Below are 26,496 nucleotides of genomic sequence, written 5' to 3'. Positions count from 1 at the left end.
ACAGGACCGTGAAACGACTCTACGCCGATGATAGTGCGGATTGCCCGTGTGAAAGTAGGTAATCGTCAGGCTTCTCCTCAGTCAGAAACCCCACCCCGAAAAGGTGGGGTTTTTGCGTTTACGGCCGTCATAAAGCGGACGCTGAGCTGGCAACCAGCGCAATGCGCTGCGAAACGTATCACCGCCAGCACTACACCTCTCTTTACTGCCCACCGGTCCGCAGCGCGTCCGCGTAGCCCGTCAGTTCCAGATACGCACGTCCCACCTCGGCAGGGCCGCGTTTCACACGCACCGCGCCTTCCCAGTACACCGCTCCCGCCGATTCCCGCGAGTCGAGTTCCTGATCGTCCATCAGCGGATCGAGTTGCCACGTCAGCGCGCCGGTCCTGAGCGTCATCGATACCGGATACGATGCGCCCGTGCGCGGTGAGCGCCAGGTGCGATTCGCTGTGAAGTCGACCTGATCCGGACTGAAGTTCGTGATCTGGCCATCGGATTGGCGAAGCGTCGCGTGTGCCCATATGGCTCGGCCATCGCGGCGACGCACTTTGAATGCCATCAACGCGGAGCCGTCTTTCAAATTGGCGCCGAGCCAATCCCATCCGACTGCATCGGCATCGAGCAAGGTGCTCGACCATTCGTGATCAAGCCATGCCGTGCCCGTCACCGTTGTCTCACGCTTTGAAGCGTTTTTCGAAGCACTTTTCGACGGACCACCAGGCGTAATCGGTCGCACGACACTGCCCGTTACGCGCAATTGCGGCTCGCTATAGTAGTAGCTTGCCTGCTCCGGTCGCGGCCCTTTGCGCGAGTAGCCGCGCTCGCCTTGAACGAGCGGAGCCTGTGTCGGCGCTAACACGAGATGCAGCGAAAATCCGCGCGCGTCGATGGTGACGTCGTAGTGGCCATCCGCGGCGCGAATCATTTTCCAGGCGTCGAGTTTGACATCGGTATTGGCGGGCTTCGCGTATGCGAGCCCGAAACCCTGACGGGCGATGCGCTGGTCGTGAGCCAGGTGTCCGATAGCCGGATCGCTCACCGCCGCGTGCGCGATGATCAGTTGCGCAGGCGCAAACGCGCTCGGGTCGGTAGCGTCGTGACCCGTGGCCGTGCGGAAGAACGTGATCTGAAATCCGAGCGGTTGATTATCGGGCGTGTTGAGCCAGCCAGTCGCGTACCACCATTCGGTGCGAAAAGCCGGATGAGCACCGGTGTCCTGCGGCAGCACGATCGGATGATCGGGCGTAACTGCTGCGAAGGTAGACGGCGTGGTTGTCGACAAGTCATCGCCGGCCGCGCTCGAAGGCGACGTGCTGCCCACGCCGATACAAATCACGCCGAGAAAAAGTAGACGAGGGAGCAGGCGAGGGCACCACGAAAATAAGCGGCTGCTTTTGCGAACGCGTACGCTCGACGGTTCGTCGAATGGAGTCGCACGCGAACCCGGAGTCGGACGAACCCGCTTCGCCGGCAGCGACGTATCCGGTATCTGAACGATCTGCATCGCGGATGCGTACAGTGCAGCGCAAATCTCGCGAGCCGTACCGCGCTGCGTGGCCAGATTTTGTAGCAGTGGCTTTTGCCAACCGCACCAATGACGGCACAGCTTATGGCACCACTTACCGCACCACTCATGTCGCCCGGCCCGCATCACCAATCCTCCTTCACCGCGCGCACCGCATCCACCGACACCGCCCCGCGTCCCGCCACCACGGCCGTCGAGCACGACAGTATCAGCATCACGAGCGCGACCGTGCCCAACGCGAGCCACGGCACATGCAACGACATGCTCCAATGAAACGACTGCGGATTGACGACGAACACCAGAATCAGGCTGATCGCAAAACCCAGTACAAAACCGAGCACAATGCCGCAAGCCGTCAGCAGTCCGCCTTCCGACGCGAGGATCGCGAGAATCTGTGCACGCGTCGCGCCGACGTGCCGCAGCATTCCGAACTCGCGAGTGCGTGCGAGCGTCTGCGCGGAAAACGTCGCGGCGACGCCGAATAGCCCGATCACGATGGCGACCGCTTCAAGCAGATACGTGACCGCGAAACTGCGGTCGAAAATGACCAGCGTGCGAGCCCGGATCTCACCCGGCTGCGACAGATCCAGCGACGCACCGAAAGGCAACGCCCGCAATTCGCCGACCACGCGCTCGACGTCGACGCCCGGCGCGATAGTCACGGCGACATCGGTGGCGGTAAGGTCGCCACTCAGGCGTCGGTAGTCGGCGAGCCGCATCTGGATCGCGCCGCTCTGTCGTGCGTAGTCGCGCCAGACGCCGGCCATCACGAACACCTGGCCTTGCTCGCCGAGCGGCAATCGCACGCGTTGCCCCAGCCGGTATCCATACAGATCGACCATTGCTTCGGACACCCAAACAGGTATTTCGCCCGCGTGAAGCGCAGTGGGTGCGAGTACTGCGCCGCTCATCTGCAGATTCGCGGCAGGATCGGCCGCATCGATTTCGCGTGCGAGTAGCGCGACGTCCGGCCGCGCGGGATCGAGCGTCAGATGGGTGATGCGCGCGAACGCGGCGGTCTGGATGCCGGGCAGCGCTGCGATTTGCGCCTGTTCGTCGGGCCGCAGACCTCCGGCGTCGCTGCTATTACCGCCGGATGCCACGCGCACATAAAGATCGGCGGACAGCAGGTGCGTGACCCAGGCGTCGACGGACACGCGGAAGCTGGCCACCATGATGGCCATCGCGACGATCAGCGCGAAGCTCGACAGCACGCCGCCCATCGCAATCGCCGCCTGCCCCGGCGCATTCGCGAGACGCGCGATGGCCAGCGTGCCCGTCGCGCCGGCGCGGCGTCGTATGACACGTGCGCGGCTCGCCGCGCCGAATATCAACGCGGTCACGCGCGGCATCAACGCAATGCCGCCGACGAGCAGCAGCGCAACCGCGAGATAGCCTGCGATCGGCGCGTCGAACCACGGCGGCATCTGTGTGAGCACGCCGGCGGCCAGCAGACAGACGAGCGCGGGCCACGGCGTGGCGAGCCGCGCCAACGCCGCTTCTTCTGCGCCAGCCTTCAGTGCCGTGGCGGGGCGCGCGCGAGCCGCGTCGAGCGCGGGCGTCACGCTGCCCAGTACCGACACCGCGACGCCCAGCAGCAGAAACACCGCGCTCGCGAGCGGCTCGAAGCCGACCCGTGGCTGCACGCCGGGAAAATAGCCGCCGCCGAGATCGCTGCCGAAAAAGCGCAGCGCGCCGCTCGCCATCGCATAGCCGAGCGCAAGGCCGCACAGCGAGCCGAGCAATCCGAGCAGCGCGCCCTCCAGCAGGATCTGCCGCAACAGTTGAGCGCGCGTGAGTCCGAGCACGCGCAGCAGCGCGAACTGCGAGCGCCGCCGCACGACGCTCAGCGCCTGGGTCGAAAACACGAGGAACGCGCCGGTAAAAAGCGCTACCAGCGCGAGCACGTTCATGTTGATTCGATACGCGCGCGACAGGCGATCGGTGCGGCTTTCGGTATCGCGCGTTTCGGTGACGATCCACGCGTTGCCGAGGCGAGCCTGCAGATCGCGCTTGAAGCGCTGCCGGTCGACGCCGCGCTCGAGCTGCAGATCGACGCGCGACAGCTTGCCCAGTTTGCCGCATCGCCATTGCGCGGTGGCGATATCCATCACCGCAAGCCGCTGTCCCGGCCGCGTTCGCACGAGGCCGCCGGCGACGCGCAGCGACACGCTCGATGTGCCGCTGCGCACGATCAGCCGATCGCCGGTTTTCACGTTCAACCATTGCTGCGCGGCTGTCGACAGAAACACGGTATCGGACGCGAGCGTGTCGAATGGCCGGTTCGCTGCCGGCACGCCAATCAGATCGGGGGTGATCCGGCGTGCGTTGAAGACATCGATACCGAGAAGCGGCAGCGCATCGCGATGGCCGGGCACCGCGATATCGAAGGCGAGCACCGGACTGGCCAGCGCCACACCCGGCTCGTTCGATAGTCGCGGATAAACCGATTCGTCGACGAAAGGTTGTGCGCCGCGCACCTGCAAGTCAGCCTGGCCGGACAAGCTGCGCGCCGCGGCCGAGAATTCGTTGAACGCCGCGCTGTTGATCAGTTGAACTGCGTAACCGAGCGCGACGCCCAACGCGATCGTCGCGATTGCCACCAGCGCGCGGCCGCGATGACTGCGCCATTCGGCGCCGAGCAGCCAGCGCGCCAGAACGCGAGAGCCAGGTCTACGCGATAGCTGGACGGGATCAGCGGACATCGTCGCTCGAACGCACAGCGGCATGCGCAACGTTCGAGGTTTGCGCGCGTGGAGCAAGTGACGCATGCAAGCCGCCGTCGCTCAGGATCAGCACGCGGTCGGCCACCGCGGCGGCCGCTTCCGAATGCGTGACCATGATCGTCGCCGCACCGGTGGCCTTGCTTTGCGCGCGAAACAGCCCGAGCACTTCGTGGGCGGTCGCGGGGTCGAGATTGCCGGTCGGTTCGTCGGCAAGGATCAGGGTGGGGCGATGCACGAGTGCCCGCGCGATCGCGACGCGCTGCATTTCGCCGCCGGAGAGTTCGCGCGGGAAAGCGTCGCCACGGTCGCCCAGGCCGACGGCGGCCAGCATCTCGCGGGCGCCGGCGGGCGGCAGATCGTTCAGCAGCAGCGGCAGCGCGACGTTTTGCTCGAGCGTCAGATGCGGCAGCACATGAAACGCCTGGAACACGAAGCCGAGCTTTTGCCGGCGCAGACGCGTCGCCGCGTTGTCGTCGAGTTGCTCGAGCGCGTGGCCGCCGATCGTCACGCTGCCGCTATCGGCCCGGTCGAGTCCGGCGATCAGGTTGAGCAGCGTCGACTTGCCGACGCCCGAGTCGCCCATGATCGCGACGAACTCGCCCGCGGCAAGCGTGAAATCGAGCTGCGCCAGCACGATGCGCTCGGCACCATAGCGCTTGCTGAGGCCACGGCATTCGAGTGCGGGAACGACGGCATCGTCACGAAGCGTCATGCGAGGAGATCCGCAAAAAGGTGGGCGGCGAGGGCGCCGGCCGGACGGAACGAGTGTGCCTTGTCGGGCGATTTCGTGCAGTAGGCCGCGTGGCGCATCCCGTTTCACGTAAGGAACATGGAAGCTTCGCGGGCCAGCGGCACGGGCGTTCAGGCACTTCTTCGGCGCCCCGTCGAGACGTTTTGGTGACCGCGCGCGGCAAAATTTAGAGGGTCATGCAAAAAAATTTAGAGGGTCATGCAAAAAAAATTTTTAGCGACGAAGGAGGCGAATTGCGTCCGCCACGCCGATTTGACGCGGATCAAACGCGAAGTGAGGGCACGATCTGTTCCAGTCGATCGCGCCCTCAAAAAAGCAAACGCTTAAAAGTTGTCAAATCCGGCGAAGTAACCAGCTTTTGCGGCCAAAATTTTTAGCCCTTCCAAGGGATCTGTAACAATGTGCAAACGCACATTTTCATGCGTTTCGCAAGGGTCTGCGGCGCAACAATATGTTGTGGCGCGGATTGCCGCGCTGTTGCGATGCAAAAATATTCTTATCTTGGTAACCTCCCACCCTTGGCCATTCGACTGCGGGTAAACGTGTAGCTGAAAACCCCTTCTACACGCTCATTTCAGCGAACTCCAGCTTACATATCCATTTCAGCGCCTGCGGTTTTTTGGGGCGTTGACGCGGCGTTTTGTACTTCAAGTTTTGACAGAGCACATGCCATTGCCTCTCCTAAGTCTTCTCATCTGGATTCCTATCGTCGCCGGCTTCGTGGTTCTGCGCGCCGGATCCGACGCGGCGCGTAACCGCACGCGTTGGCTCGCGCTGATCGGCGCGGTGGCGGGTTTCCTGCCGGTGATCCCGCTCGTGGCGAACTTCCGCAACGACGTGACCTCGATGCAGTTCGTCGAGAACGTCCGCTGGTCGCCGACGTTCGATATCGCATGGCACGTTGGGATCGACGGGATTTCGCTGTGGCTGGTCGCGCTGACCGCGCTGACGACGATCATCATCGTGATCGCGTCGTGGGAATCGATTACGCAGCGCACCGCACAGTACTTCGGCGCGTTCCTGATGCTGTCGGGGTTCATGCAGGGCGTGTTCACGTCGCTCGACGGCATGATGTTCTTCATCGCTTTCGAGGCGACGCTGATTCCGCTGTATCTGCTGATCGGCACGTACGGCCACAAGAATCGTACGTATGCGGCGGTGAAGTTCTTCTTCGTGTCGCTGCTCGGCTCGCTGATGATGCTGATGTCGCTGCTCTATCTGTTTAGCCAGACGCACAGCTTCGACCTCGCGGTCTGGCGCGACACGCAGCTCGGCATGGTGCCGCAGGCGCTGATCTTCCTCGGCTTCCTCGCCGCGTTTGGTGTGAAGGTGCCGATGTGGCCGCTGCATACGTGGCTGCCCGACGTCCACCTCGACGGCCCGACCGGCGCCGCCGTGATGATCGGCATGCTGAAGATCGGCGGCTACGGCCTGCTGCGTTTCGCGCTGCCGATCGCGCCGCAAGCCAGCCACTTCTTCGCGCCGATGATGATCACGCTGTCGCTCGTCGCGGTGATCTACTCGAGCCTGCTCGCGCTCGTGCAAACCGACATGCGTCGTCTGCTCGCGTATTCGACGGTCGCGCACATGGGCCTCGTCACACTCGGTCTGTTCGTTTTCAACCGCTTCGGCCAGGCCGGCGCGATCGTGCAGATGATCTCGTACGGCGTGGTGTCCGGCGCGATGCTGTTGTGCACCGGCATGCTGTACGACCGCACCAGGACCGCGACGATCGCCGAATACGGTGGCGTCGCCAACACGATGCCGCGCTTCGCCGCCTTCGTGATGCTGTTCTCGATGGCGAATGTCGGCTTGCCGGGCACCTCGGGCTTCGTCGGCGAATTCATGGTGCTGATGGGCGCGATCCGCTTCAACTTCTGGATCGGTGCGATCGCCTCGACCACGTTGATCCTGAGCGCGGCTTACACGCTGTGGATGTACAAGCGCGTGATTTTCGGCGCGATCGCCAACGCGCGCGTCGCGAATCTGAAGGACCTCGGCAAGCGCGAATTCGTGCTGCTCGGCGCGATGTCGCTGCTCGTGCTTGCCATCGGTATTCATCCGAAGCCGTTTACCGATGCGATCGATCCGTCGGTCGGCACGCTGCTCGCGCAATCGGAACGCTCGGCGCTTCCCGCCGATGCCGCGCCGGACGGCAACGAGCATCTGCAGGCCGCGACTCCCGAACCGGCTTCCGCCGCCGCGCACACCCCGGGTTAATAGAACAGGGCGCAAGAACGTCGTCGCATCCGCGCGTCAGGATGCGGCGACGTTCTTGCGCTTTTTTGCGCGTCGCTATCAATCCCTTTCTCACGCATGCGTGGCGTAGTACTTCGAGATCGCGCCGCGTCCAGCGATTTTTGAGTCCTTTTTTCAGGGGGATTTGCGATGCGTCAATGCTTTCGATGCTTCGTTCGAAGCATCGCAAACGACGCTTGCAGGTTGGGTGTGCGGGGGAATTGCGGCAACGTGTCGCACGGCGTTGCGCTGCAATAGATCGTTGCTAAATCGAGTGTTTATCGGCATTCGACGCGCCCCTATTATGCGAGCGCTTATTAATGGAGAGCCGTCGAATGACGTTCGTTGAAGTCAAAGAAACGAGGCAAGGAATATGAAAGCACGGACTCTTAAGAGGCCGGCAAGCGTTCTTTCCGCCAGCCTCATGTTGCTGCTTTCGGGTTGCAGCAACCTCGATATTCTGAATCCGAAGGGGAGTGTGGGCGTCGCGGAGCGTGATCTGATCGCGACTTCCGTGTGGGCCATGCTGATCGTCGTGGTGCCGGTCATTCTGATGACACTGTTTTTCGCGTGGCGTTATCGCGCGTCGAACAGAAACGCCGAATACAAACCGGGCTGGACTCATTCGACCATTGTCGAAGTCTTCGTCTGGACGATTCCGGCGCTGATCATTTTGTTCCTGGCCGTGTTGACGTGGAAGAGCACGCATGAGCTCGATCCGTATCGTCCGCTCGAGTCGCAGGTCAAGCCGATCAACGTCGAAGTCGTCGCGCTCGACTGGAAGTGGCTGTTCATTTATCCGGACCTCGGCATCGCGTCGGTGAACCAGCTCGCGATTCCCGTCGGCACGCCGGTGAACTTCCGCATCACGTCGGACACGGTGATGAATTCGTTCTTCATCCCGCAACTGGGCGGCCAGATCTACGCGATGGCGGGCATGCAGACGCGCCTGCACCTGATCGCCGATCACGCCGGCGACTACGCGGGCCTCACGGCGAACTTCAGCGGCAAGGGCTTCTCGGACATGAAGTTCCGCACGCTTGCGACGTCGCCTGAAGACTTCAACGCGTGGGTTGCGAAGGTCCGCGCTTCGTCGGATCGCCTCGACATGGACCGCTATCACGCGGTGTCGGAGCCGAGCGAAAAGGACCCGGTGCGTTACTTCTCGACCGTCGATCCGAAGCTCTTCAACAACATCATTGCCCGCTACAACAACGGCAGCGTCATCGACAACATGAAAGACGCCAACTGCGCGCCTAAGGGGTAACTCATGTTCGGAAAACTCACTCTCGATGCGATTCCGTATCACGAGCCAATCATCGTTACGGCGGGCGCTGGCATGGTGCTCGCCGCGCTGGCCGTGCTCGGCGCAATCACGTATTTCGGCAAATGGCGCTACCTGTGGACCGAATGGCTGACGTCCGTCGACCATAAGAAGATCGGCGTCATGTACATCGTCGTTGCGTTCATCATGCTGCTGCGCGGCTTCGCCGACGCAATCATGATGCGTATGCAACTGGCGCTGTCGTACCTGAGCCCAGGCTTCCTGCCGCCGCATCACTACGACCAGATCTTCACCGCGCACGGCGTCATCATGATCTTCTTCATGGCGATGACGTTCATGGTCGGTCTGTTCAACATCATCGTGCCGCTGCAGATCGGCGCGCGCGACGTCGCGTTCCCGTTCATCAACTCGCTGAGCTTCTGGATGACGGCAGTCAGCGCGATCCTGATCAACATCTCGCTCGTGATCGGTGAATTCGGCCAGACCGGCTGGCTCGCTTACCCGCCGCTGTCGGAATTGCAGTTCAGCCCCGGTGTCGGCGTCGACTATTACCTGTGGAGCTTGCAGCTCTCGGGTATCGGCACCTTGCTGACCGGTGTGAACTTCTTCGTGACGATCGTGAAGATGCGCGCGCCGGGCATGTCGTGGATGAAGGTGCCGGTGTTCACGTGGACCGCGCTGTGCTCGAACGTGCTGATCATGGCGTCGTTCCCGATCCTGACCGTCACGCTCGCGCTGCTCGGTCTGGACCGTTACCTCGGCATGCACTTCTTCACGAACGAAGCCGGCGGCAACGCAATGCTGTACCTGAACCTGATCTGGGCCTGGGGCCACCCCGAGGTGTACATCCTGATCCTGCCGGCGTTCGGTATTTTCTCGGAAGTCGTCGCGACCTTCGCGAAGAAGCCGCTGTTCGGCTACAAGACGATGGTATGGGCGAGCTGCGCGATCATGGTGCTGTCGTTCCTCGTGTGGCTGCACCACTTCTTCACGATGGGGTCGGGCGCGGACGTGAACGCGTTCTTCGGCATCGCCACGATGGTGATTTCGATCCCGACCGGCGTCAAAATCTTCAACTGGCTGTTTACGATCTACAAGGGTCGTCTGCAATTCACGACGCCGATTCTGTGGACCATCGGCTTCATCATCACATTCACGATCGGCGGTATGACCGGCGTGATGCTGGCGATTCCGGGCGCGGACTTCATGCTGCACAACAGCCTGTTCCTGATCGCTCACTTCCACAACGTGATTATCGGTGGCGTGCTGTTCGGCTATCTGGCTGGCTTCAACTACTGGTTCCCGAAGTCGTTCGGCTTCAAGCTGAACGAAAAGCTCGGCAAGGCCGCGTTCTGGTTCTGGCAGATCGGCTTCTGGGTCGCATTCGCGCCGCTGTACGTGCTGGGCTTCATGGGCATGACGCGTCGTCTGAATCACTACGACAACCCGACGTGGCATCCGTGGCTGATCGCCGCGGCCGTCGGCGCGGTGCTGATCGCCATCGGTATCGCCTGCCAGCTGCTGCAACTGATCGTCAGCATCCGCGATCGCAACCTGCCGGAGAACCGCGACCTCACGGGCGATCCGTGGGATGGTCATACGCTGGAATGGGCGACGACCTCGCCGCCGCCGGTTTATAACTTCGCGCACATCCCGGACGTTCGCTCGCTCGACGCGTTCAGCGAAATGAAGTCGCGCAAGGGTGGCGTCCACGTGCCGGCGTATCGCGACATTCACATGCCGTCGAATACGTCCGCGGGTCTGCTGGTGGGTCTGTTCTCGCTGGTGCTCGGTTTCGCCGGCGTGTGGCACATCTGGTGGCTTGCGATCGTTGGCTTTGTCGGCGCGATCGGCACCGTGATCATCTACAGCTTTATGGATAACGACGGCTATTACATTCCGGCCGACACTGTCGCGCTGATCGAAGAGAAACGCCGCGGCGGTGCGGGTGCCGCGATCCCTGTCGGCGCAAGCGCGGACAAGCAGGTCGCGCTGGAGGTGGATTGATGTTACAGAAGACTATCGCGGTTGAACCGCAACTCGCGCCGGACCACGTGCCGTCGCACTCGGTGTTCGGTTTCTGGCTGTACCTGATGACCGACTGCATCATCTTCGCGGCGCTGTTCGCCGTGTTCGCGGTGATGAGCCATCAGTTCGCGGGCGGTCCGAGCGGTAAGGATCTGTTCGAGATTCCGGGTGTCGCGCTCGAAACGGCGATGCTGCTGCTCTCCAGTATCACGTACGGCTTCGCGATGCTGGGCGCGCACAAGAACCGCAAGGGTGCGCTGCTCGGCTGGCTCGGCGTGACGTTCCTGCTGGGCCTCGCGTTCCTCGTGCTGGAAATGCGCGAGTTCTCGCACCTGATCGCTCAGGGCGCGGGTCCTGGCCGCAGCGCGTTCCTGTCGTCGTTCTTCACGCTGGTCGGCACGCACGGCCTGCACGTGACGTTCGGCCTGATCTGGATGGTGGTGCTGGCTCTGCAGGTGATGCGTCACCGCGATCTGACCGAACGCGACATGATCCGTCTGACGTGCCTGAGCCTTTTCTGGCACTTCCTCGACGTCGTGTGGATCGGCGTTTTCACCTTTGTTTATCTAGCGAGCGTGATCTAAATGGACCATAGTCATAACGCCCATGGCGCGCACTCGGACGAAGGCCACGGCAGCTTCGGCAGCTATACGACCGGTTTCGTGCTGTCGGTCATTCTGACTGCCGCGGCTTTCGCGATTGTCCTGACCGGCACGTTGACGGGTTCGAACGCGCTGTTTGCGATCGCAGGTCTCGCATTCGTGCAGATCCTCGTGCATCTGGTGTTCTTCCTGCATATGAACACGTCGTCGTCGCAACGCTGGAACGTCACGGCGTTTGCCTTCACCGCGCTGACCGCGGTGATCGTGATTGGCGGAACGTTGTGGGTCATGCACAACGTGAGCATGCATATGATGTCGCGATAAGACGGGCGCGCATTGGCGCTCCAGTCTGAAAGCAGAAGCCCCGCGGGACTGAGGTCCTTGCGGGGCTTTTTTGCATCATCGGGGCAGGGTTGGCAAACTCGCATTCATTGGGAGCGGGGATTTTCAGTGAAGCCGCTTTCCCCGACTCCCGGCTGCTTCAAACGGACGTCTGTCTGCTATTGGTCAGTGCGTACCCGAACACAGGTTAAGGGGCCTGTGAAGCCCGCATCGCGGCTACACTGGCGCCTGCGAAATAGACCACCTCAGAATGTGGGTACAGGGAGGACTTTCCAATGACGGCTTTGCTCGACTGGTTCGCGGCGGCGAGATGGCGCATGTCTCTGTCTCACTGCCTCGAGGGATTGCTGATTCAGATACCGATCGGGCTATTGTCCAACTTTCGAATCGGCGCGCTTGCCGTCGTCGTCTGGTATTGGTCGCGCAAAAAACTGGAGTGCGAGTTTGAAACGCTCGATGTCGAGGAGTCGCTCGCGTTCGAGTCGCATGCCTATACCTGGTCAATCGGCTGGCTCCCATGGCAGTGGGATGCTTACAAAGTACTGGACGTGGTGTTGCCGGCGCTGTCCGCGATGTTGATCGCAATGGCCATGCGCGACTACAGAGGGTTGCTATCGGCGTTTTAGCGGCGGACCTCATTCGTGAGGTTAAGGAGGAGATCCGTGCCGAAAGGGTGGTCGCAAACGTATGGCATCCGGCGTTTGGGTGTTAGAGCCTGCGCGCCATATCCGTACTCAAAATTGTCATGCACTAACCCAATAGAGTTAGCTCTGCCCGCGAAAGTCGGAATTCGGGTATTTTTTTCGTTGTTTAGAGTGCCCGGATGCTGCTGCTTTGGTTGGCCAACCCTATCGACCATTACATTACTTCAGCGATAATTTTTGCGGCTCTGCCAGATAAATAAAAGCTTGGCAATAGAAAGATCTGCGAGTGCGTTTGCTCTAAGCCAGGCTATTGAAAGTGTATGCGATCTGTATTAGGGCTCACCTTGAGAGAGCCTTATTCGTCGCGCAATGGCTGTGATTTGAACTGTAACCGTCGGTAATTTGTATCTGTTGCAAAGCTGCGACTTTCGGAAAAACCGTTATTTGTAATGGCGTGAAAGGATTCACTTCCGGTATGATTCCGCCCAGCGTGTTACAAGCTAGCCCTACCGCCTCTTTCTTTCGGCGTGTCTGTTGGCCCTCGGCACTCATCGAATTGTTCGGCATTTTTGGTCCCTCTCAGTCGGAGACCCTGAAGAAGCCGGTGCTGCAAGCGTTAGCTATGCAGCTTCAAAGCCTTTGATCGGCATAAGTCGATGTGGGCAGTAGTGGCAAGCGCTTTAATCTTGCAGGTCTTTCAAAAGTCAATACGCGTGTTTTATTGAACGCGCGGCTGCTTAAAAGAAAACGGATAACTCCATTTACAGATCATGCAAAAACAACGTCGCTTGAAGTCGGGGGACGAGTGAGCACGAATGGGCCGCGTGTAGTCGTAGTCACTGGCGCTAGTGCCGGACTCGGACGCGCGTTGGCCTTAAGTTATTGCTCGCCTGGTATTACGCTTGGATTAATCGGAAGAAATGCGGAACGGCTCGAAACCGTTGCCGCGGAGTGTCGCGCGCGCGGTACCGAAATCGTAATCGGCTGCATCGATGTTCGTGACGCGGCGGCGCTCGAGGCGTGGATCTTCGATTTCGACGCGCAACATCCGATCGACCTGTTGATCGCCAATGCCGGCGTCGCCAGCACGCTGCGCTCCACTGACGACTGGGAAGGCACGGCTCGCACTGCCGAAGTGGTCGACACTAATCTCTACGGTGCCTTGCATGCGGTGTTGCCTGCCATCGAGCGCATGCGCGCGCGGCAGCGCGGCCAGATTGCGATCGTCAGTTCACTCGCCGGATTGCGGGGAATGGCAATCTCACCGGCCTATTGCGTGAGCAAGGCCGCACTCGTGGCGTACTGCGATTCCGTGCGTCCCGTTCTCGCGCGCGACCATATCGGCATTTCGGTTGTGATGCCTGGTTTCGTGCGAACCGCGATGAGCGACGTTTTTCCCGGCAACAAGCCCTTCATGTGGAGTGCCGAAAAAGCCGCGCGGTTCATCAAGACGCGCCTGAGCCGGCGCCGCGTGGAAATCGCGTTTCCTTTCAGTTTGACGTTTGGTCTCAAGTTGCTGCGTCTGTTGCCCGCTACCGTCGCAGACGCAATTCTCGGTGTCCTGTTTCAGATCCCTCGTCGGAATATGTGAAGTGCTGCCCGGTTTGACAATCGCGGCCGCGACGGTCGCATGCTCCTTCGCCGTTGAGGCGATCTCGGTCACGAGGTCGTCGCTTCGTCGACCGCCAGTTGCATTGATGTTGCATCTGGCGGCGCTTGCTGTCGTCACCGCAGCTTGCATGGCACTGACGGGGCGGCCGTTATTTTCGATGGGCGTCGCACTCGTGTTGATCGGCGTGCTCGCGGTCGTCGGCAACGCCAAATATGCATCGCTGCGCGAGCCGCTGGTCTTCAGCGACCTGAGCCTCTTTAGCCAGGTGTTCTCGCATCCGCGTCTGTATCTGCCGTTCCTGGGTTTCGGCAAGCTCGCCATCCTGCTCGTCGGCATCGCCGCTGCGGCGGGGGCGTTCATTGCCGAAAGACCCGCGGCACTCGGGCAAAGAGGTATCGCGGCCGTCGTCACGCTGATCTGTGTGCCGGTATGCATCGCGCTTTCCCGTCGCTTGCCGCTGACGCTGCAGCCCTTTCCGGATCAGCGTCGCTTCGGTTTCTTCTCGGCTTTCGTGGCCTATCTGATCAACGGCATGAGCCTCGCGCAACGGCGCGCGTTTGTTCGCGCGGCCGCTGCCAGTCCGTTTTCGTCCGGTTGTCCTGAGGTCCAGCCGGACGTCATCGTCGTTCAGAGCGAGTCGTATTTCGACGCTCGCCGGCTTGGCGAAGGGGTGTCCGGCGCACCTTATGCGCATTTCGATCGCGCCCGACGCGAGTCGTTCGAACAAGGCGAGTTGGCGGTGCCGGCCTGGGGCGCCAATACCATGCGCAGCGAATTCGCGATGCTCACCGGCTTGACGTCGGCCGCGCTCGGTTACGCGCGCTTTTATCCGTATATGTTCGTGCGCCGGGCGTGCGCGTCGCTGGCAGGTTATTTCAGGCGCGGCGGCTATCGTTCGGTGGCGGTGCATCCGTACTACGCGGATTTCTTCGGCCGTCGCCGGGCATTCGCGCACATGCAGTTCGACAGCTTTCTTGACATCGAGCATTTCGACGATGCGTCCTGCGTGGGACCCTATGTCGGCGATCTTGCTGTGGCGGACAAACTCATCTCTCTGCTGCAGGCCAGTGACGACAAACCGATGTTTGCATTTGCGATCACGATGGAAAATCACGGCCCTTTGCATCTGGAGACGGTTGCCTGCGGAGAAGCCACGGCGCGGCACACGTTGGGAGAGGACGCGCGCTGGCACGATCTGACCGCTTATCTGCGGCACGTGGAAAACGCGGACGCGATGATCGGCAGGTTGACCGCTTATCTGCGCCAGCGTGGCCGGCCGACGGTCCTCTGTTTTTATGGCGATCACGTTCCCGCCATGTCGTCCGTATTCGATGCGCTCGAAACGGAACCGACGCGTAGTGATTATTTTATCTGGCGAAATTTCGGGAGCGACATCGGCACACGCCGGGATGTCGGCGTCGAGACCCTCGGTTCCACGATACAGCGCGCGATGACGCATGCAGATCGTGTCGATACCGATTCGCGAAACACGTTGCAGCAGATGCCGGCATGATGAGTGAAAAAAAAATTGCAATTATTGGGATAGCATGTCGCTTTCCCGGTGGGGTGGCAGGGCCCGAGGACTTCTGGCAACTGTTGTGCGATGAGCGCGACGCGGTAACTGTGGTGCCCGCCGATCGATTCGGCACGGCGTTCTACCAGCATCCGTCCAGAAAGGAACCGGGCAAGAGCTACACGTTCTCCGCCGGCGTGATCGACAACGTGGCGGACTTCGATGCCGCGTTCTTCGGTGTGTCGCCGCGCGAAGCGAGCCAGATGGACCCGCAGCAGCGGCTGCTGCTCGAACTCGCCTGGGAGGCGTTCGAGGACGCCGGCGTGCGACCGGCCGACATGCGCGGCCGCGACTGCGGCGTGTTCGTCGGCGCGGCGGCGATGGACTACGGCAACCGCAGCATGGACGATCTGAACTGGATCGATCCGTACTCGGCCACGGGCAATACGCTCAGCATTGCGTCGAATCGCGTTTCCTATCTGTTCGATCTGCGCGGACCGAGCATGTCGGTGGACACCGCCTGCTCGTCGTCGATCGTCGCGTTGCATCAGGCCGTGCAGGCACTGCAGTCCGGCGAAACCGAAATGGCGCTCGCGGGCGGTGTCAATCTGCTGCTGCATCCGTTTGGTTTTGTGAGCTTTTCGAAGGCGTCGATGCTGTCGCCGCGCGGCCGCTGCCGTGCCTTCGATGCGACCGGCGACGGCTATGTGCGCGCCGAGGGCGGAGCGTTCGTGCTGCTCAAGCCGCTCGAACACGCGCTGCGCGACGGCGACACGATTCACGCGGTGATCGCCGGCTCGGGGGTGAACTCCAACGGTCATTCGCACGGCGGGATCAGCGTGCCGACGACCGCGATGCAAGCCGAACTGCTGCGCTCGGTCTACCGACGCGCGGGTGTCGATCCACGTTCGCTGGCTTATCTGGAAGCGCACGGCACGGGTACCGCGGTCGGCGACCCGATCGAGGCGCGCGCGCTGACCGAAGCGGTCGCGGGCGCTCGCCCGGCCGACGATCCGTTGCTGATCGGCTCGGTCAAGACCAACCTCGGACACCTCGAAACCGCATCGGGTATGGCCGGTCTGCTGAAGGCGATTCTCTGCCTGAAGCATGGTGCCGTACCGCGCTCGCTGCATTTCGACACGCCGAATCCCGCGATCGATTTCGAAGGCGGCCGTCTGCGCGTGGTCGACCGTTTCACGCCGCTGTCGCGCCGCGATGGCGCGCCGCTGATAATTGGCGTCAACTCGTTCGGCTTCGGCGGCACCAATGCGCACGTCGTGCTGGCTGAGGCGGTGAGCCAGGCCGTGCCCGCCGCATCGGTGATGACCGGCGAGCTTGCCACGGACTCGACTGCTGCGGCCCCGAACTCAGACTCAGCCCCGGCTCTCGCGCCGCTCGTTCTCACTGCGCGCTCGCCGGCCGCGCTTGCCGCACTCGCCGCGCGCTACCATGCGCGCCTGCAGCGCGGTGCCGATTGGGCCGGGCTCGCGGCCGGTGCTGCGCGCCGTCGCGAATGGCACGAACAGCGCGCCGTTATTGCGCCGCCGGATCTCGCAGCAGGTTGCGCGGCGCTTCAGATGCTCGCGGACTCGTCCGATCAGGCGCTACCGGCCTACGCCGCACAGGCTCAGGCGGTGCAGGCGTCCAGCAAGGTGGCGTTCGTCTATGCCGGCAACGGCTGCCAGTGGGCCGGCATGGGCAAGCAGCTCTATGCGGAAGATGCGGGATTCCGCGCGGCGCTCGACGAAGTCGACGCGCTCTGGCGCGCCGACGGCAATGACTCGCTGGTCGATGTGCTGCGTGCCGGCGTGAGCGCCGAATGGCTCGCGGCGACGGAGAACGCGCAACCGCTATTGTTCGCGATCCAGGTCGGCATCACGCGCGTACTCGAAGCGCGCGGCATCGGCTTCGATGCGGCGGTCGGCCATAGCGTCGGCGAAATCGCGGCCGCGTGGGCGACGGGCGCGCTGACGCTGGCGGAGGCGGTGCGTGTGATCCGCGTTCGCAGTGGCGCGCAGGGCCTGACGCGCGGCACCGGCAGGATGGCGGCCGTGGGCGTAGGCGAAGCCGAAGCGCGGGATCTGATCGCGCGCCTCGGCCTCACGGAGACGGTCGAACTGGCCGGCACCAACAGCCCGGAAGCGGTCACGCTCGCCGGTTTGCTCGAGGGGCTCGAAGCGATCGGCGCATCGCTCGCCGCGAGCGGCGGCTTCTTCCAGATACTCGATCTCGATTACGCGTTCCATAGCCGTTGGATGGACGTCATCGAGCCGGTCGTGCGCAGCGGTCTCGCCGATCTGGCGCCGCGCGAAGGCACGAAGCGCTACGTGTCGACCGTCACCGGCGACACGCTTGCCGGCACCGCGCTCGACGCGGCCTACTGGTGGCGCAACATTCGTGAGCCGGTGCGTTTCGGCGACGCGCTCAGGCGGCTTGCCGGGACGGGGGTGCGTACGTTCATCGAAATCGCGCCGCACTCGATTCTGCGCCACTACGTCAAGCAGACGCTCGCGAGTCTTGATCTCGCGGGTGCCGTCGTGCCCACGCTCAAGCGTCATCACGACAGCGCGCAGATGCTCGCGCATTCGATCCTGTCGGCGGTCGCGCACGGCGCGCGCGTGGAGGTCGACCGCTTCGTGCCGCTCGCGCCGCAGGGCGCGCAGGCGGCGCTGCCGACCTATCCATGGCAGCGCGAACGCTACTGGCAGACGGCCACCATCGAGGGCTACAACCTCGTGAATCGCCGCGTCGATCATCCGTTGCTGGGCTATCGTCTGCACGAGCATGCGTTCGGATGGGAAAATCAGCTCGATCCGCAACGTGTGCCGATGCTCGCCGATCACGTCGTCGATGGCGGCGTCGCGTTCCCGGGCGCAGGCTATGTGGAAATGGCGCTGGCCGCGGCGCGCGTGTTCTTCGGCACCGCGGATGTCGCGCTCGAGAACCTCGAGATCCGCATGCCGGTCGTGTTCCAGCCGCAGCACGGCAAGCTGTTCCGCTTCGTGATCGATGCGCGCACCGCGTCGTTTACGATCGAAACGCGCGAACGCATGAGCGATGGCCTGTGGAATCTCAACGTGACGGGCCGCCTGCTCGAAAGCGGCAACACGCTGGGCGAATCGAGCGTGGTCGACGAAGCGGTGCTGTCGCGTATCGAAGCGAGCGTTCCGATCGACGGCGACACGCTCTATGCCAGTACCACCGCGATTGGCTTGAGCTACGGTCCGGCGTTTCGCTGGGTGAGCAAGGTCCAGGTGCAGGGCGACGACGCGCTGGCCGAACTGGAAGTACCGCGGACCCTCGGCGGTGAACAGGCACAAGCCCAGGCGCTGACCGGCTGGCTGCTGCATCCGGCGCTGATGGACAGCGGTTTCCATCCGCTCTTCGCCGTGCTTGGCCAGGCTGGCTCCTCGGCCGGTGACGCGCGCGCGGCCTTCGTGCCGGTCCAGATCGGCCGTGTCGACTTTTTGCGAGGCGACTCGGTGCGTCGCGTGTTGGCGCGTGTGCTGCGCCGCAGCCCGCATTCGATCGTTGCGTCGTTCGAATTCCTCGACGCGGACAACGCCATCGTCGCTCGTCTTTCCGCTTGCCGGTTCCGTCGTGTCGATCTCACGGGCCGACGCCATGCCGCGCCGGCGCGCTTTGCTTACGCGCTCGAAGCGCGTCCGCTGCCGGACGGTTTCTCGGCCGCCGCGCTGCCCGCGCCGGCGGCGTTGGTCGAACGCGCATGCACGCGTGTCGCGTCGTTCGAGGACAGTGCGGACCGTACCCGTCACCTGACCGAAACGCTGCCGTTGCTCGACGTGCTCGCGAGCCTGTACGCGTTGAATGCGCTCGACGCAATCGGCGCGTTCGCGCAGCCCAAACTGCCGCCGCAGGCCAACGCGTCGCTGCTCGCGCGGCTGGCGCAGATCGTCGTGGAAGACGGACTCGCGCGTTTCGAGGGCGAGCGTCTCGTGCGCGACGACGCGGCTTGCGCGGCCATGCCCGAACTCGACGCGCTGTGGCGCGACGTGCTGGCGAATTCGCCGGCGCATGTCGCCGAGCTGACGTTGCTGGCTCACGTCGGTGCGGCGTTGCCGCGTGTGCTGCGCGATGGCGCTTCTGCTGCCGCTTCCGCTGCCGACGCGCCGGCGTTGCTGTCGCCGACGGGGCGCAGCCTCGTCGAGCAGTTTTTCGATGCATCGCCTACGTGGTCGCATGCCCGCGCATTGCTCGCGACGTGCGCGCGGGAGGCGCTGGCCGCGTGGTCGTGCAATCGTCGCCTGCGTGTGCTGGAAATCGGCGCAACGAGCGGTGAGGTGCTGCAGCCGCTCGACCTCGGCCTGCCGGCGTCGCGGTGCGAGCAGGTGCTCGCGGGCACTCACCCGCAGCTCGCCGCACTCGATGCCGAAGCACACGCCCATGTTCAGACGCTGCTGCTCGGCGAAGGCGACGCGCTTTTCGCGCATTGCCGCGATGCGGCGCCGTTCGACGTAATCGTCGTCAATCGGATGCTCGGCGAACAGGCCCAGCCGCTGGCGGCGCTGAAGGCGATCGTCGGGCGCCTCGCGCCGGGCGGCATCGTCGTGCTCGCCGACGCGCGCCGCAGCCGCTTCTCCGACATCGTGTTCGGCACGGTGGGTCACGAGGTCGCGGCTCAGGCTGTCAGCGCGCTCGCGCCGGCCGCGCTTCATTCGCTGTGCGAGCGCGCCGGCCTGTGCGACGTCACGCGTCACACGGAGCAGGGGCTCGATCTCGAAGGTGCGCCGACGCTGCTGGTTGCGCGCAAACCCCCAGTTGCGCAACGGCCGCAAGCCGGTTCGAGCGAGGTATCGCGCTGGCTGATCGTGCAGTCCGGCGACGACGCATTCGACTCCGCGCTTGCGCAGGAGCTCGCGCGGCATGGCGGCCAGGTCAAGTCGACGGGCGTGCGGGAAGCGGCCGCATCGCTCGAACGCGGCAACCCGCCCACGCAGATCGTGTTCGTCGCACCGCGCGTCTCGCTCGACGACGCCAGCGGCGCCGACGTGATGCAGGCACAGCAGGGCGGCGCACTCGCGCTCGCCACGCTCGCACGGGACCTCGACGCCGCCGGTCTCGCCGCACACGTGCGTGTGTGCGTGGTCACGCGCGGCGGCGCGCCGTTCGTGCAAGGGCCCGCCACGGTAGCGCAACCGGACCAGGCGAGCCTGTGGGGTCTCGGCCGCGTGATGGCGAACGAATATCCGGCGCTGGCGCTGCGTCTCATCGACGTGGCAAGCACGGACAGCACACACAACGAGGCGCTGTCGCAACTGGCGCACACGTTGATGCACGACGACGGCGAGGAAGAGGTGCTGCTCACCGCGCAAGGCCGCTACGTGCCGCGCATGCTGCCGGCGCAAACGGCGCAACGGCAGGCGCCCCTCAGCGAGTCCAGCCCAGCGCGCGCAGGCGGTCCGGCACCCGCGGTGCTGGCGTTCGACATGCCCGGCTCGCTGCGCAACCTCGAATGGTTTGCGTTGCCGCCGCGCGAACTGAATCCCGGCGAAGTCGAGATCGCGCCGGTCGCGACCGGTCTGAATTTCCGCGACGTCATGTATGCGATGGGCCTGCTGTCCGATGAGGCGGTCGAAACCGGCTTTGCCGGCGCGACGATCGGCATGGAACTGGCGGGTCGGATCGTGCGCGTCGGCGCGGGCGTCGAAGGCTGGATTCCCGGCGACGCGGTGCTCGGCTTCGCGCCGGCTTCGTTCGCCACGCACGTGGTCACCCGCGCGAGCGCGATCGCGCGCAAACCCGAAGCGATTTCGTTCGAAGCCGCCGCGACGATTCCGACCACCTTCTTCACCGCCTACTACGCGCTGTGCGAGCTGGCACGGCTGCGTCGCGGCGAGCGCGTGCTGATTCATGGTGGCGCGGGCGGGGTCGGCATCGCGGCGATCCAGATCGCTCGTCACCTCGGCGCGGAAGTGTTCGCGACCGCGGGCGCCGACGAGAAGCGCGAATTCGTGCGTCTGCTCGGCGTCGATCGCGTATTCGACTCGCGCAGCCTCGCGTTCGCCGATGAGGTGCGCGCGTGCACCAACGGCGAAGGCGTCGACATCGTGCTCAATTCGCTCGCGGGCGAGGCGATGGTGCGGGGTATCGATACGCTGCGTCCGTTCGGTCGCTTCCTCGAACTCGGCAAGCGCGACTTCTATGAGAACAGCCAGATCGGTCTGCGGCCGTTCCGCAACAACATCAGCTATTTCGGCATCGACGCCGACCAGTTGATGGGCGTGCTGCCAGAACTCACCACGCGGCTCTTCGAGGAAGTGATGGCGCTCTTCAGGAGCGGCGTGCTGCATCCGCTGCCGTATCGCGCGTTCCCCGCCGCTCGCGCGGAAGAGGCGTTCCGTTATATGCAGCAGGCGCGCCAGATCGGCAAGGTGCTCGTCACGTATGGGGCAGGCACGCCGGCGCCCACGCGTGGCGTCGCGCAGCCCATGCTGCGGCTCGATCCGCGCGCGGCGTATCTGGTCGTCGGCGGTACGGGTGGTCTCGGGTATGCGAGCGCGCGCTGGATGATCGCGCGCGGTGCGCGTCACGTGACGCTCGCCAGCCGCGGCGGCGCGCTCGACGCTGCGAAGCAGCAGGAACTCGAACGCTGGCGCGTTGAGCAGGGCGCGAGCGTGAGCGTGGTGTCGTGCGACGTCACCGACGCGGCGGCGCTCGATCGTCTGGTCGACGCCATCGAGGCGAGCGGCACGCCGCTCAAGGGCGTGCTGCACTCGGCAATGCGCATCGACGACGGCCTGCTGCGCAACCTCGACGATGCGCGCATGCTCGCCGTGCTCGAACCGAAGGTCGCCGGCGCCTGGAATCTGCACCGCGCGACGCGGCGTTGCGCGCTCGATTTCTTCGTGCTGTATTCGTCGGCGACGACCTGTCTCGGCAATCCGGGCCAGGGCGCCTACGTGGCGGCCAACAGCTTCCTCGAAGCGCTCGTCGCGCATCGTCGGGCCGCCGCGCTGCCGGCTACCTTCATGGCGTGGGGGCCGATCGAGGACGTCGGTTTCCTCGCGCGCAACAGCACGACGCGTGAAGCGCTGCAGGCGCGCATCGGCGGCGCGTCGATCACGTCCGACGAAGCGATGACGGCGCTCGAACGCGCGCTGACGAGCGGCGCGGCCGGCGAGGCCGTCGTGCGTCTGGACTGGGCGGCGATCGCGCGCGGCATGCCCGCGGCGCAGGCGCGCCGCTACATGGCGCTGCAAGGCGGCGGCGCCACCGAGACGACCAGCGAAGACGGCGCGTTGCTCGAACAGCTGCGCGGCTTGCCCAACGCCGAAGCGGTGGCGCTGGTCGAGACCGCCTTGCGCGGCCATATCGCGCGCATTCTGCACATGTCGCCGGAACGCGTCGCGCTCGATCGCTCGGTGCTCGAACTCGGCATGGACTCGCTGATGGGCATGGAACTCGGCATGGCGGTCGAGGAGTCGTTCGGCGTGAAGCTGTCGATCATGGCGATTGCCGAAGGCGCGACCGTGCATACGCTGGCCGTGCGCATCGTCGACATGCTCGATGAGAGCGCCGGCGATGCTCAGTCCCGCTCGACCGATACGAACGCCGACGTCGCGGCGCTGGCCATGCGTCATGCGCTCGACGAAGACGAGGCGCGCGCGCTGCTCGAACGCAATCGCGGCGCCGCCAATCACATACACAATCAACAGGGAGACCAGTCATGTCAGTCGTCGATGCCGGCGTTTGCGGGGTAAAGCTGCCCGCGGGCTGGCAGGCGAGCGAAGGCACGCTTGCGCGCCCGCTCGAACTATCGGGGCATGGCTTGCACACCGGGCGGCGCGTGAAGATCCGCATTCTTCCGGTCGACTCGGCACAACGCGGGGGCGAACGGCATGGGATCGTGTTTCGCCGCATTCACAACGGGCAGGCGCTCGGCACCGTCGCTGCCGATCCGGCGCTGCGGCGCGGCCAGCCGCTCTGCACGATGCTGCGCGGCAACGATGGCCTCGGTGTGCGAACCGTCGAGCATCTGCTGGCGTCGCTGCTCGCGTGCGAGATCGATCACGCGATCGTCGAACTCGACGCCGAAGAGGTGCCGATTCTCGACGGCAGCGCGCAGCCCTGGATCGAGGCGATTCGCGCGTGCGGGCGTACCGTGCTGCCGCAACCGAAGCGCTTTTTGCGCGTGCTCAAAAGTGTCGGCGTGGCCGATGGCGAAGGCGACGCGCGTCGCGAGATGCGTGTCGAGCCGGCCGACCACTACGCGCTCAGCGTGCACAACAACGACCTCAAAGGTTTCGGCGACATGACGTGGCACGGCGTGCTCACGCCGCACGCCTTCGCCGACGAAATCGCGTCGTCGCGCTCGTACGGGCAGATCAAGTGGGCCGTGCCCGCGATTGTCGTCGGCTATCTGCGTGGCTGGCCGATCCTGCGCGGCGCACGGCTGTCGTGCACGGCGGCGATCGTCGGCAAACGCGTGGTCGGTGGACTGCGTCAGCCCGACGAGTTCGTCCGGCATCGCGTGCTGGATCTGGTCGGCGATCTCGCGCTCGCGGGTGCGCCGTTGCTCGGCCACGTCAGCGCGCGGCGGCCGACACATGAAATGAACTACCGGCTGCTCGCCGCGTTGCTGGGCACGCCCGGCGCGTACGAGTGGGTCGAGGCGCACGCGTAAGCCGCGCCGTACTTCGCCGTACTTATTACAGGCTGGATCGGATTACATGGGACTCGGAGACACACTACGGCAGCAGTTGGCGGCCAATGCACTGAAGCGTCAGCTGGATCGCGCAACCGATGCGGCCGCGACGCCCGGCGTGTCGGAAGCGCAGGCCGCAGCGTCCGCGCAGACGCGCTCCGCACGCAGCCGTTTCGAAGTGATGCCGCAGTATCAGCAAGTCCGCCTGATGCGCGAACTGGGCGAGACGCTGCGCGTCGAGTCGCCGTTTTTTCGCGTGCATGACGGTATCGCGGGCGCGACGACGCAGATCGGCGGCCGCGACTATGTGAACTTCGCGAACTACAGCTATCTCGGCTTCGCGGGCGATCCGGTGATCGCGTCGCGTGCGAAGGCCGCGATCGACCGGTATGGAACGTCCGCTTCGGCGAGCCGCATCGTGGCGGGCGAGCGCCCGGTGCATCGCGAACTTGAACGGGCGCTGGCCGCGTTCTATGAAACCGACGACTGCGTCGCGTTCGTGAGCGGCCATGCGACCAACGTGACCGTAATCGGCTCGCTGTTCGGGCCCGGCGATCTGATCGTGCACGATGCGCTCGCGCACAACAGCATCGTCCAGGGCGCGCAGCTGAGCGGCGCGAAGCGCCTCAGTTTCGCGCACAACGACTGGCAGGCGCTCGACGACCTGCTCACGCGCGTGCGTCGCGAGTATCGCAACGTGCTGATCGCGATCGAAGGTTTGTACAGCATGGACGGCGACCTTCCCGATCTCGAGCGTTTCTGTGAGGTGAAGGAGCGGCACGGCGCGTTCCTGCTGGTCGACGAAGCGCATTCGCTCGGCGTGCTCGGCGCGACGGGCAGAGGTATTCGCGAGCACTGCGGTGTCGCGTCGGAGCGCGTCGATCTGTGGATGGGCACGATGAGCAAGACGCTGGCGGGCTGCGGCGGTTTTATCGCCGGTTGCCAGCCGCTCGCCGACATGCTGCGCAATCTCGCGCCGGGATTTTTGTATAGCGTGGGTCTCGCGCCGGCGCTTGCCGAGGCGTCGCTGGCGGCGCTCGAAGCTTTGATCGCGCAACCCGAACGGGTCGCGCGCTTGCGGGAGCGGGGGCATCAGTTTCTGGCCGAAGCGCGGGCGGCTGGGTTGAATGTCGGCACGAGCGCGGGCTATGCGGTCGTGCCGGTGATTGCGGGCAGCTCGGTAAAGGCCGCGCAGTGGGCGAATGCGCTGTTCGAAGAAGGCATCAACGTACAGCCGATTTTCTATCCGGCCGTCGAGGAAAAGGCGGCGCGGTTGCGATTCTTTATCTGTTCGACGCATGAGGCGGAGCAGATTAGCCGGACGGTGGCAGCCGTGGCGCGGTTGGCCGCGGGTTGAAGCGAATTTTGAGTTGACAGGTCAATGAAGAAGAATTTTTGGGCAGTGTGTCTGCCGGTGGTGTTGACGCTTTCGGGATGCGGGACGTTTCCCGCGTGGTTGCCTGGATCGGGCGCGAGTCGCGAGCAGATTCAGGAAGTGAGCAGCGCGCCGGGTATCGAGGGCATCCAGTTGGTGGATGTCAACGACGCAGTGACGCGCAAGCTGGCTGCGGCCAAGCAACTCGATCAGTTTTCGAGCACCTTTGCCAGCAAGGTCGCGAACACCTACGTGATCGGCCCGGGCGACGTCATCGAGGTGACGATCTGGGAAACGCCGCCCGCGATGTTGTTCGGCTCGTCGGCACCGGTTTCGCTGCCGTCGCAAGCTCCGGGCGGATCGGCGGGCTCGGCGACCAGCGTGACGCTACCGACGCAAATGGTTGCCGCCGACGGCACGGTTTCGATTCCGTTCGCGGGCCGCATCCGGGTGGCCGGCCGTACCGTCGAGCAGGTCGAGTCGGATGTCGTCAGCCATCTCAAGGGCAAGGCGAATCAGCCGCAAGTGGTCGTCGGCGTCACGAAGAACAATGCGTCGAACGTCACCATCGTCGGCGAAGTCACGACCAGCGCGATGATGCCGCTCACGCCGAAGGGCGAGCATCTGCTGGATGCGATCGCGTTTGCCGGCGGTTTGAAGCAACCGATCAGCCGGACGGCGATCCAGTTGTCGCGTGGCGATACCACCGCGACGATGGCGCTGGATTCGGTGATTCGCGATCCGAAGCAGAACGTGGTCCTCAAGCCGGGCGACGTGGTGACGGCGCTGTTCCAGCCGCACACGTTTTCGGTGCTCGGCGCGACCGGCAAGAACGACGAAATTCCGTTCGAGGCACAGGGCATTTCGCTCGCCCAGGCGCTCGCCCGTTCGGGTGGCCTGAACGACAGCCGCGCGGATGCGCGCGGCGTGTTCGTGTTCCGCTTCGAGGACGCGAAGCTGGTGGACAACAAGGACGCGTCGGTCAGGACGACAAACGGCAAAGTACCGGTCGTCTACGAAATCAACCTGCGCGATCCGTCGGCGTTTCTGGTCACGCAGAACTTCCCGGTTCAGAACCACGACGTGATCTACGTGACGAATTCGCCTGGGGCCGAGTTCCGCAAGTTCCTCACGTATGTGGTGCTGGTTGCCGATCCGACGGTCGCGTTTACTCGTGATTTTCAGTAACG

16 protein-coding genes are annotated in these 26,496 nt (G+C 64.0%); 12 read left to right on the top strand and 4 right to left on the bottom strand.

Translation table 11 applies throughout. The features are described 5' to 3' along the window. Positions 1 to 202 precede the first annotated feature (202 nt). The 3 genes from HHL14_RS26400 to HHL14_RS26390 all read right to left on the bottom strand — a co-directional run bounded on the left by HHL14_RS26400 (position 203) and on the right by HHL14_RS26390 (position 4,963). Positions 203 to 1,327: a lipocalin-like domain-containing protein gene (locus tag HHL14_RS26400; RefSeq protein ID WP_329601734.1), complete on the bottom strand. Its 1,125-nt coding sequence runs from the start codon at positions 1,325 to 1,327 to the stop codon at positions 203 to 205. Positions 1,328 to 1,650: 323 nt separating this feature from the next. After that, entirely contained in the window at positions 1,651 to 4,230 is a 2,580-nt protein-coding gene (locus HHL14_RS26395) for an FtsX-like permease family protein (RefSeq protein WP_169500526.1), read from the bottom strand. After that, positions 4,220 to 4,963: an ABC transporter ATP-binding protein gene (locus tag HHL14_RS26390; protein WP_169500525.1), complete on the bottom strand. Its 744-nt coding sequence runs from the start codon at positions 4,961 to 4,963 to the stop codon at positions 4,220 to 4,222. The genes HHL14_RS26395 and HHL14_RS26390 overlap by 11 nt, the downstream gene beginning before the upstream one ends. Before the next feature lie 705 nt (positions 4,964 to 5,668). Between HHL14_RS26390 and HHL14_RS26385 the strand changes: the two genes are divergently transcribed. The 7 genes from HHL14_RS26385 (at position 5,669) to HHL14_RS26355 (ending at position 13,732) form a co-directional block, all read left to right on the top strand. Next, complete coding sequence (locus HHL14_RS26385) at positions 5,669 to 7,222, top strand: NADH-quinone oxidoreductase subunit M (RefSeq protein WP_169500524.1); 1,554 nt, start codon at positions 5,669 to 5,671, stop codon at positions 7,220 to 7,222. A 391-nt stretch (positions 7,223 to 7,613) separates the two neighbouring features. Continuing rightward, entirely contained in the window at positions 7,614 to 8,507 is an 894-nt protein-coding gene (cyoA, locus tag HHL14_RS26380) for a ubiquinol oxidase subunit II (protein ID WP_169500523.1), read from the top strand. 3 nt (positions 8,508 to 8,510) lie between these two features. Next, positions 8,511 to 10,532 (top strand): cytochrome o ubiquinol oxidase subunit I, encoded by a 2,022-nt coding sequence (cyoB, locus tag HHL14_RS26375; RefSeq protein WP_169500522.1) that lies wholly within the window; start codon positions 8,511 to 8,513, stop codon positions 10,530 to 10,532. Then, a complete protein-coding gene (gene cyoC / locus HHL14_RS26370) occupies positions 10,532 to 11,137 on the top strand; it encodes a cytochrome o ubiquinol oxidase subunit III (RefSeq protein WP_169500521.1) in 606 nt (201 codons plus the stop codon). The genes cyoB and cyoC overlap by 1 nt, the downstream gene beginning before the upstream one ends. After that, positions 11,138 to 11,479 (top strand): cytochrome o ubiquinol oxidase subunit IV, encoded by a 342-nt coding sequence (cyoD, locus tag HHL14_RS26365; RefSeq protein WP_169500520.1) that lies wholly within the window; start codon positions 11,138 to 11,140, stop codon positions 11,477 to 11,479. A gap of 293 nt (positions 11,480 to 11,772) precedes the next feature. After that, positions 11,773 to 12,123: a hypothetical protein gene (locus HHL14_RS26360; RefSeq protein ID WP_169500519.1), complete on the top strand. Its 351-nt coding sequence runs from the start codon at positions 11,773 to 11,775 to the stop codon at positions 12,121 to 12,123. Between the two features lie 823 nt (positions 12,124 to 12,946). Beyond that, positions 12,947 to 13,732, top strand: a complete 786-nt coding sequence (locus HHL14_RS26355; RefSeq protein ID WP_169500540.1) for an SDR family NAD(P)-dependent oxidoreductase — start codon at positions 12,947 to 12,949, stop codon at positions 13,730 to 13,732. A gap of 169 nt (positions 13,733 to 13,901) precedes the next feature. Here HHL14_RS26355 and HHL14_RS33340 read toward each other — a convergent pair whose 3' ends face one another. Continuing rightward, positions 13,902 to 14,300, bottom strand: coding sequence for a hypothetical protein (locus HHL14_RS33340; protein ID WP_230413206.1), 399 nt, complete (start codon positions 14,298 to 14,300; stop codon positions 13,902 to 13,904). Here HHL14_RS33340 and HHL14_RS26350 point away from each other — a divergent pair. From HHL14_RS26350 to HHL14_RS26330, 5 genes are read left to right on the top strand one after another with little or no spacing between them, the layout of a single operon-like run. Further along, positions 14,286 to 15,266, top strand: coding sequence for an LTA synthase family protein (locus HHL14_RS26350; protein ID WP_230413205.1), 981 nt, complete (start codon positions 14,286 to 14,288; stop codon positions 15,264 to 15,266). The genes HHL14_RS33340 and HHL14_RS26350 overlap by 15 nt on opposite strands. Then, positions 15,266 to 22,987 carry a type I polyketide synthase gene (locus HHL14_RS26345; protein WP_169500538.1) on the top strand — a complete coding sequence of 2,574 codons (7,722 nt, stop codon included), beginning with the start codon at positions 15,266 to 15,268 and terminating at the stop codon, positions 22,985 to 22,987. The genes HHL14_RS26350 and HHL14_RS26345 overlap by 1 nt, the downstream gene beginning before the upstream one ends. Continuing rightward, positions 22,954 to 23,910, top strand: coding sequence for a UDP-3-O-acyl N-acetylglycosamine deacetylase (locus HHL14_RS26340; RefSeq protein ID WP_169500518.1), 957 nt, complete (start codon positions 22,954 to 22,956; stop codon positions 23,908 to 23,910). The genes HHL14_RS26345 and HHL14_RS26340 overlap by 34 nt, the downstream gene beginning before the upstream one ends. Positions 23,911 to 23,956: 46 nt before the next feature. Next, positions 23,957 to 25,288, top strand: a complete 1,332-nt coding sequence (locus HHL14_RS26335) for an aminotransferase class I/II-fold pyridoxal phosphate-dependent enzyme (RefSeq protein WP_169500517.1) — start codon at positions 23,957 to 23,959, stop codon at positions 25,286 to 25,288. A gap of 24 nt (positions 25,289 to 25,312) precedes the next feature. Next, on the top strand, positions 25,313 to 26,494 hold the full coding sequence (locus HHL14_RS26330) for a polysaccharide biosynthesis/export family protein (protein ID WP_169500516.1): 1,182 nt from the start codon (positions 25,313 to 25,315) through the stop codon (positions 26,492 to 26,494). The last annotated feature ends 2 nt before the right edge of the window (positions 26,495 to 26,496 follow it).

It is taken from the genome of Paraburkholderia antibiotica (genome assembly GCF_012927125.1).
In the GTDB taxonomy this organism is placed as follows: Bacteria; Pseudomonadota; Gammaproteobacteria; order Burkholderiales; family Burkholderiaceae; genus Paraburkholderia; species Paraburkholderia antibiotica.
Note: the sequence above shows the minus strand (reverse complement) of the source record. Positions and strands in the feature narration are given on the sequence as shown.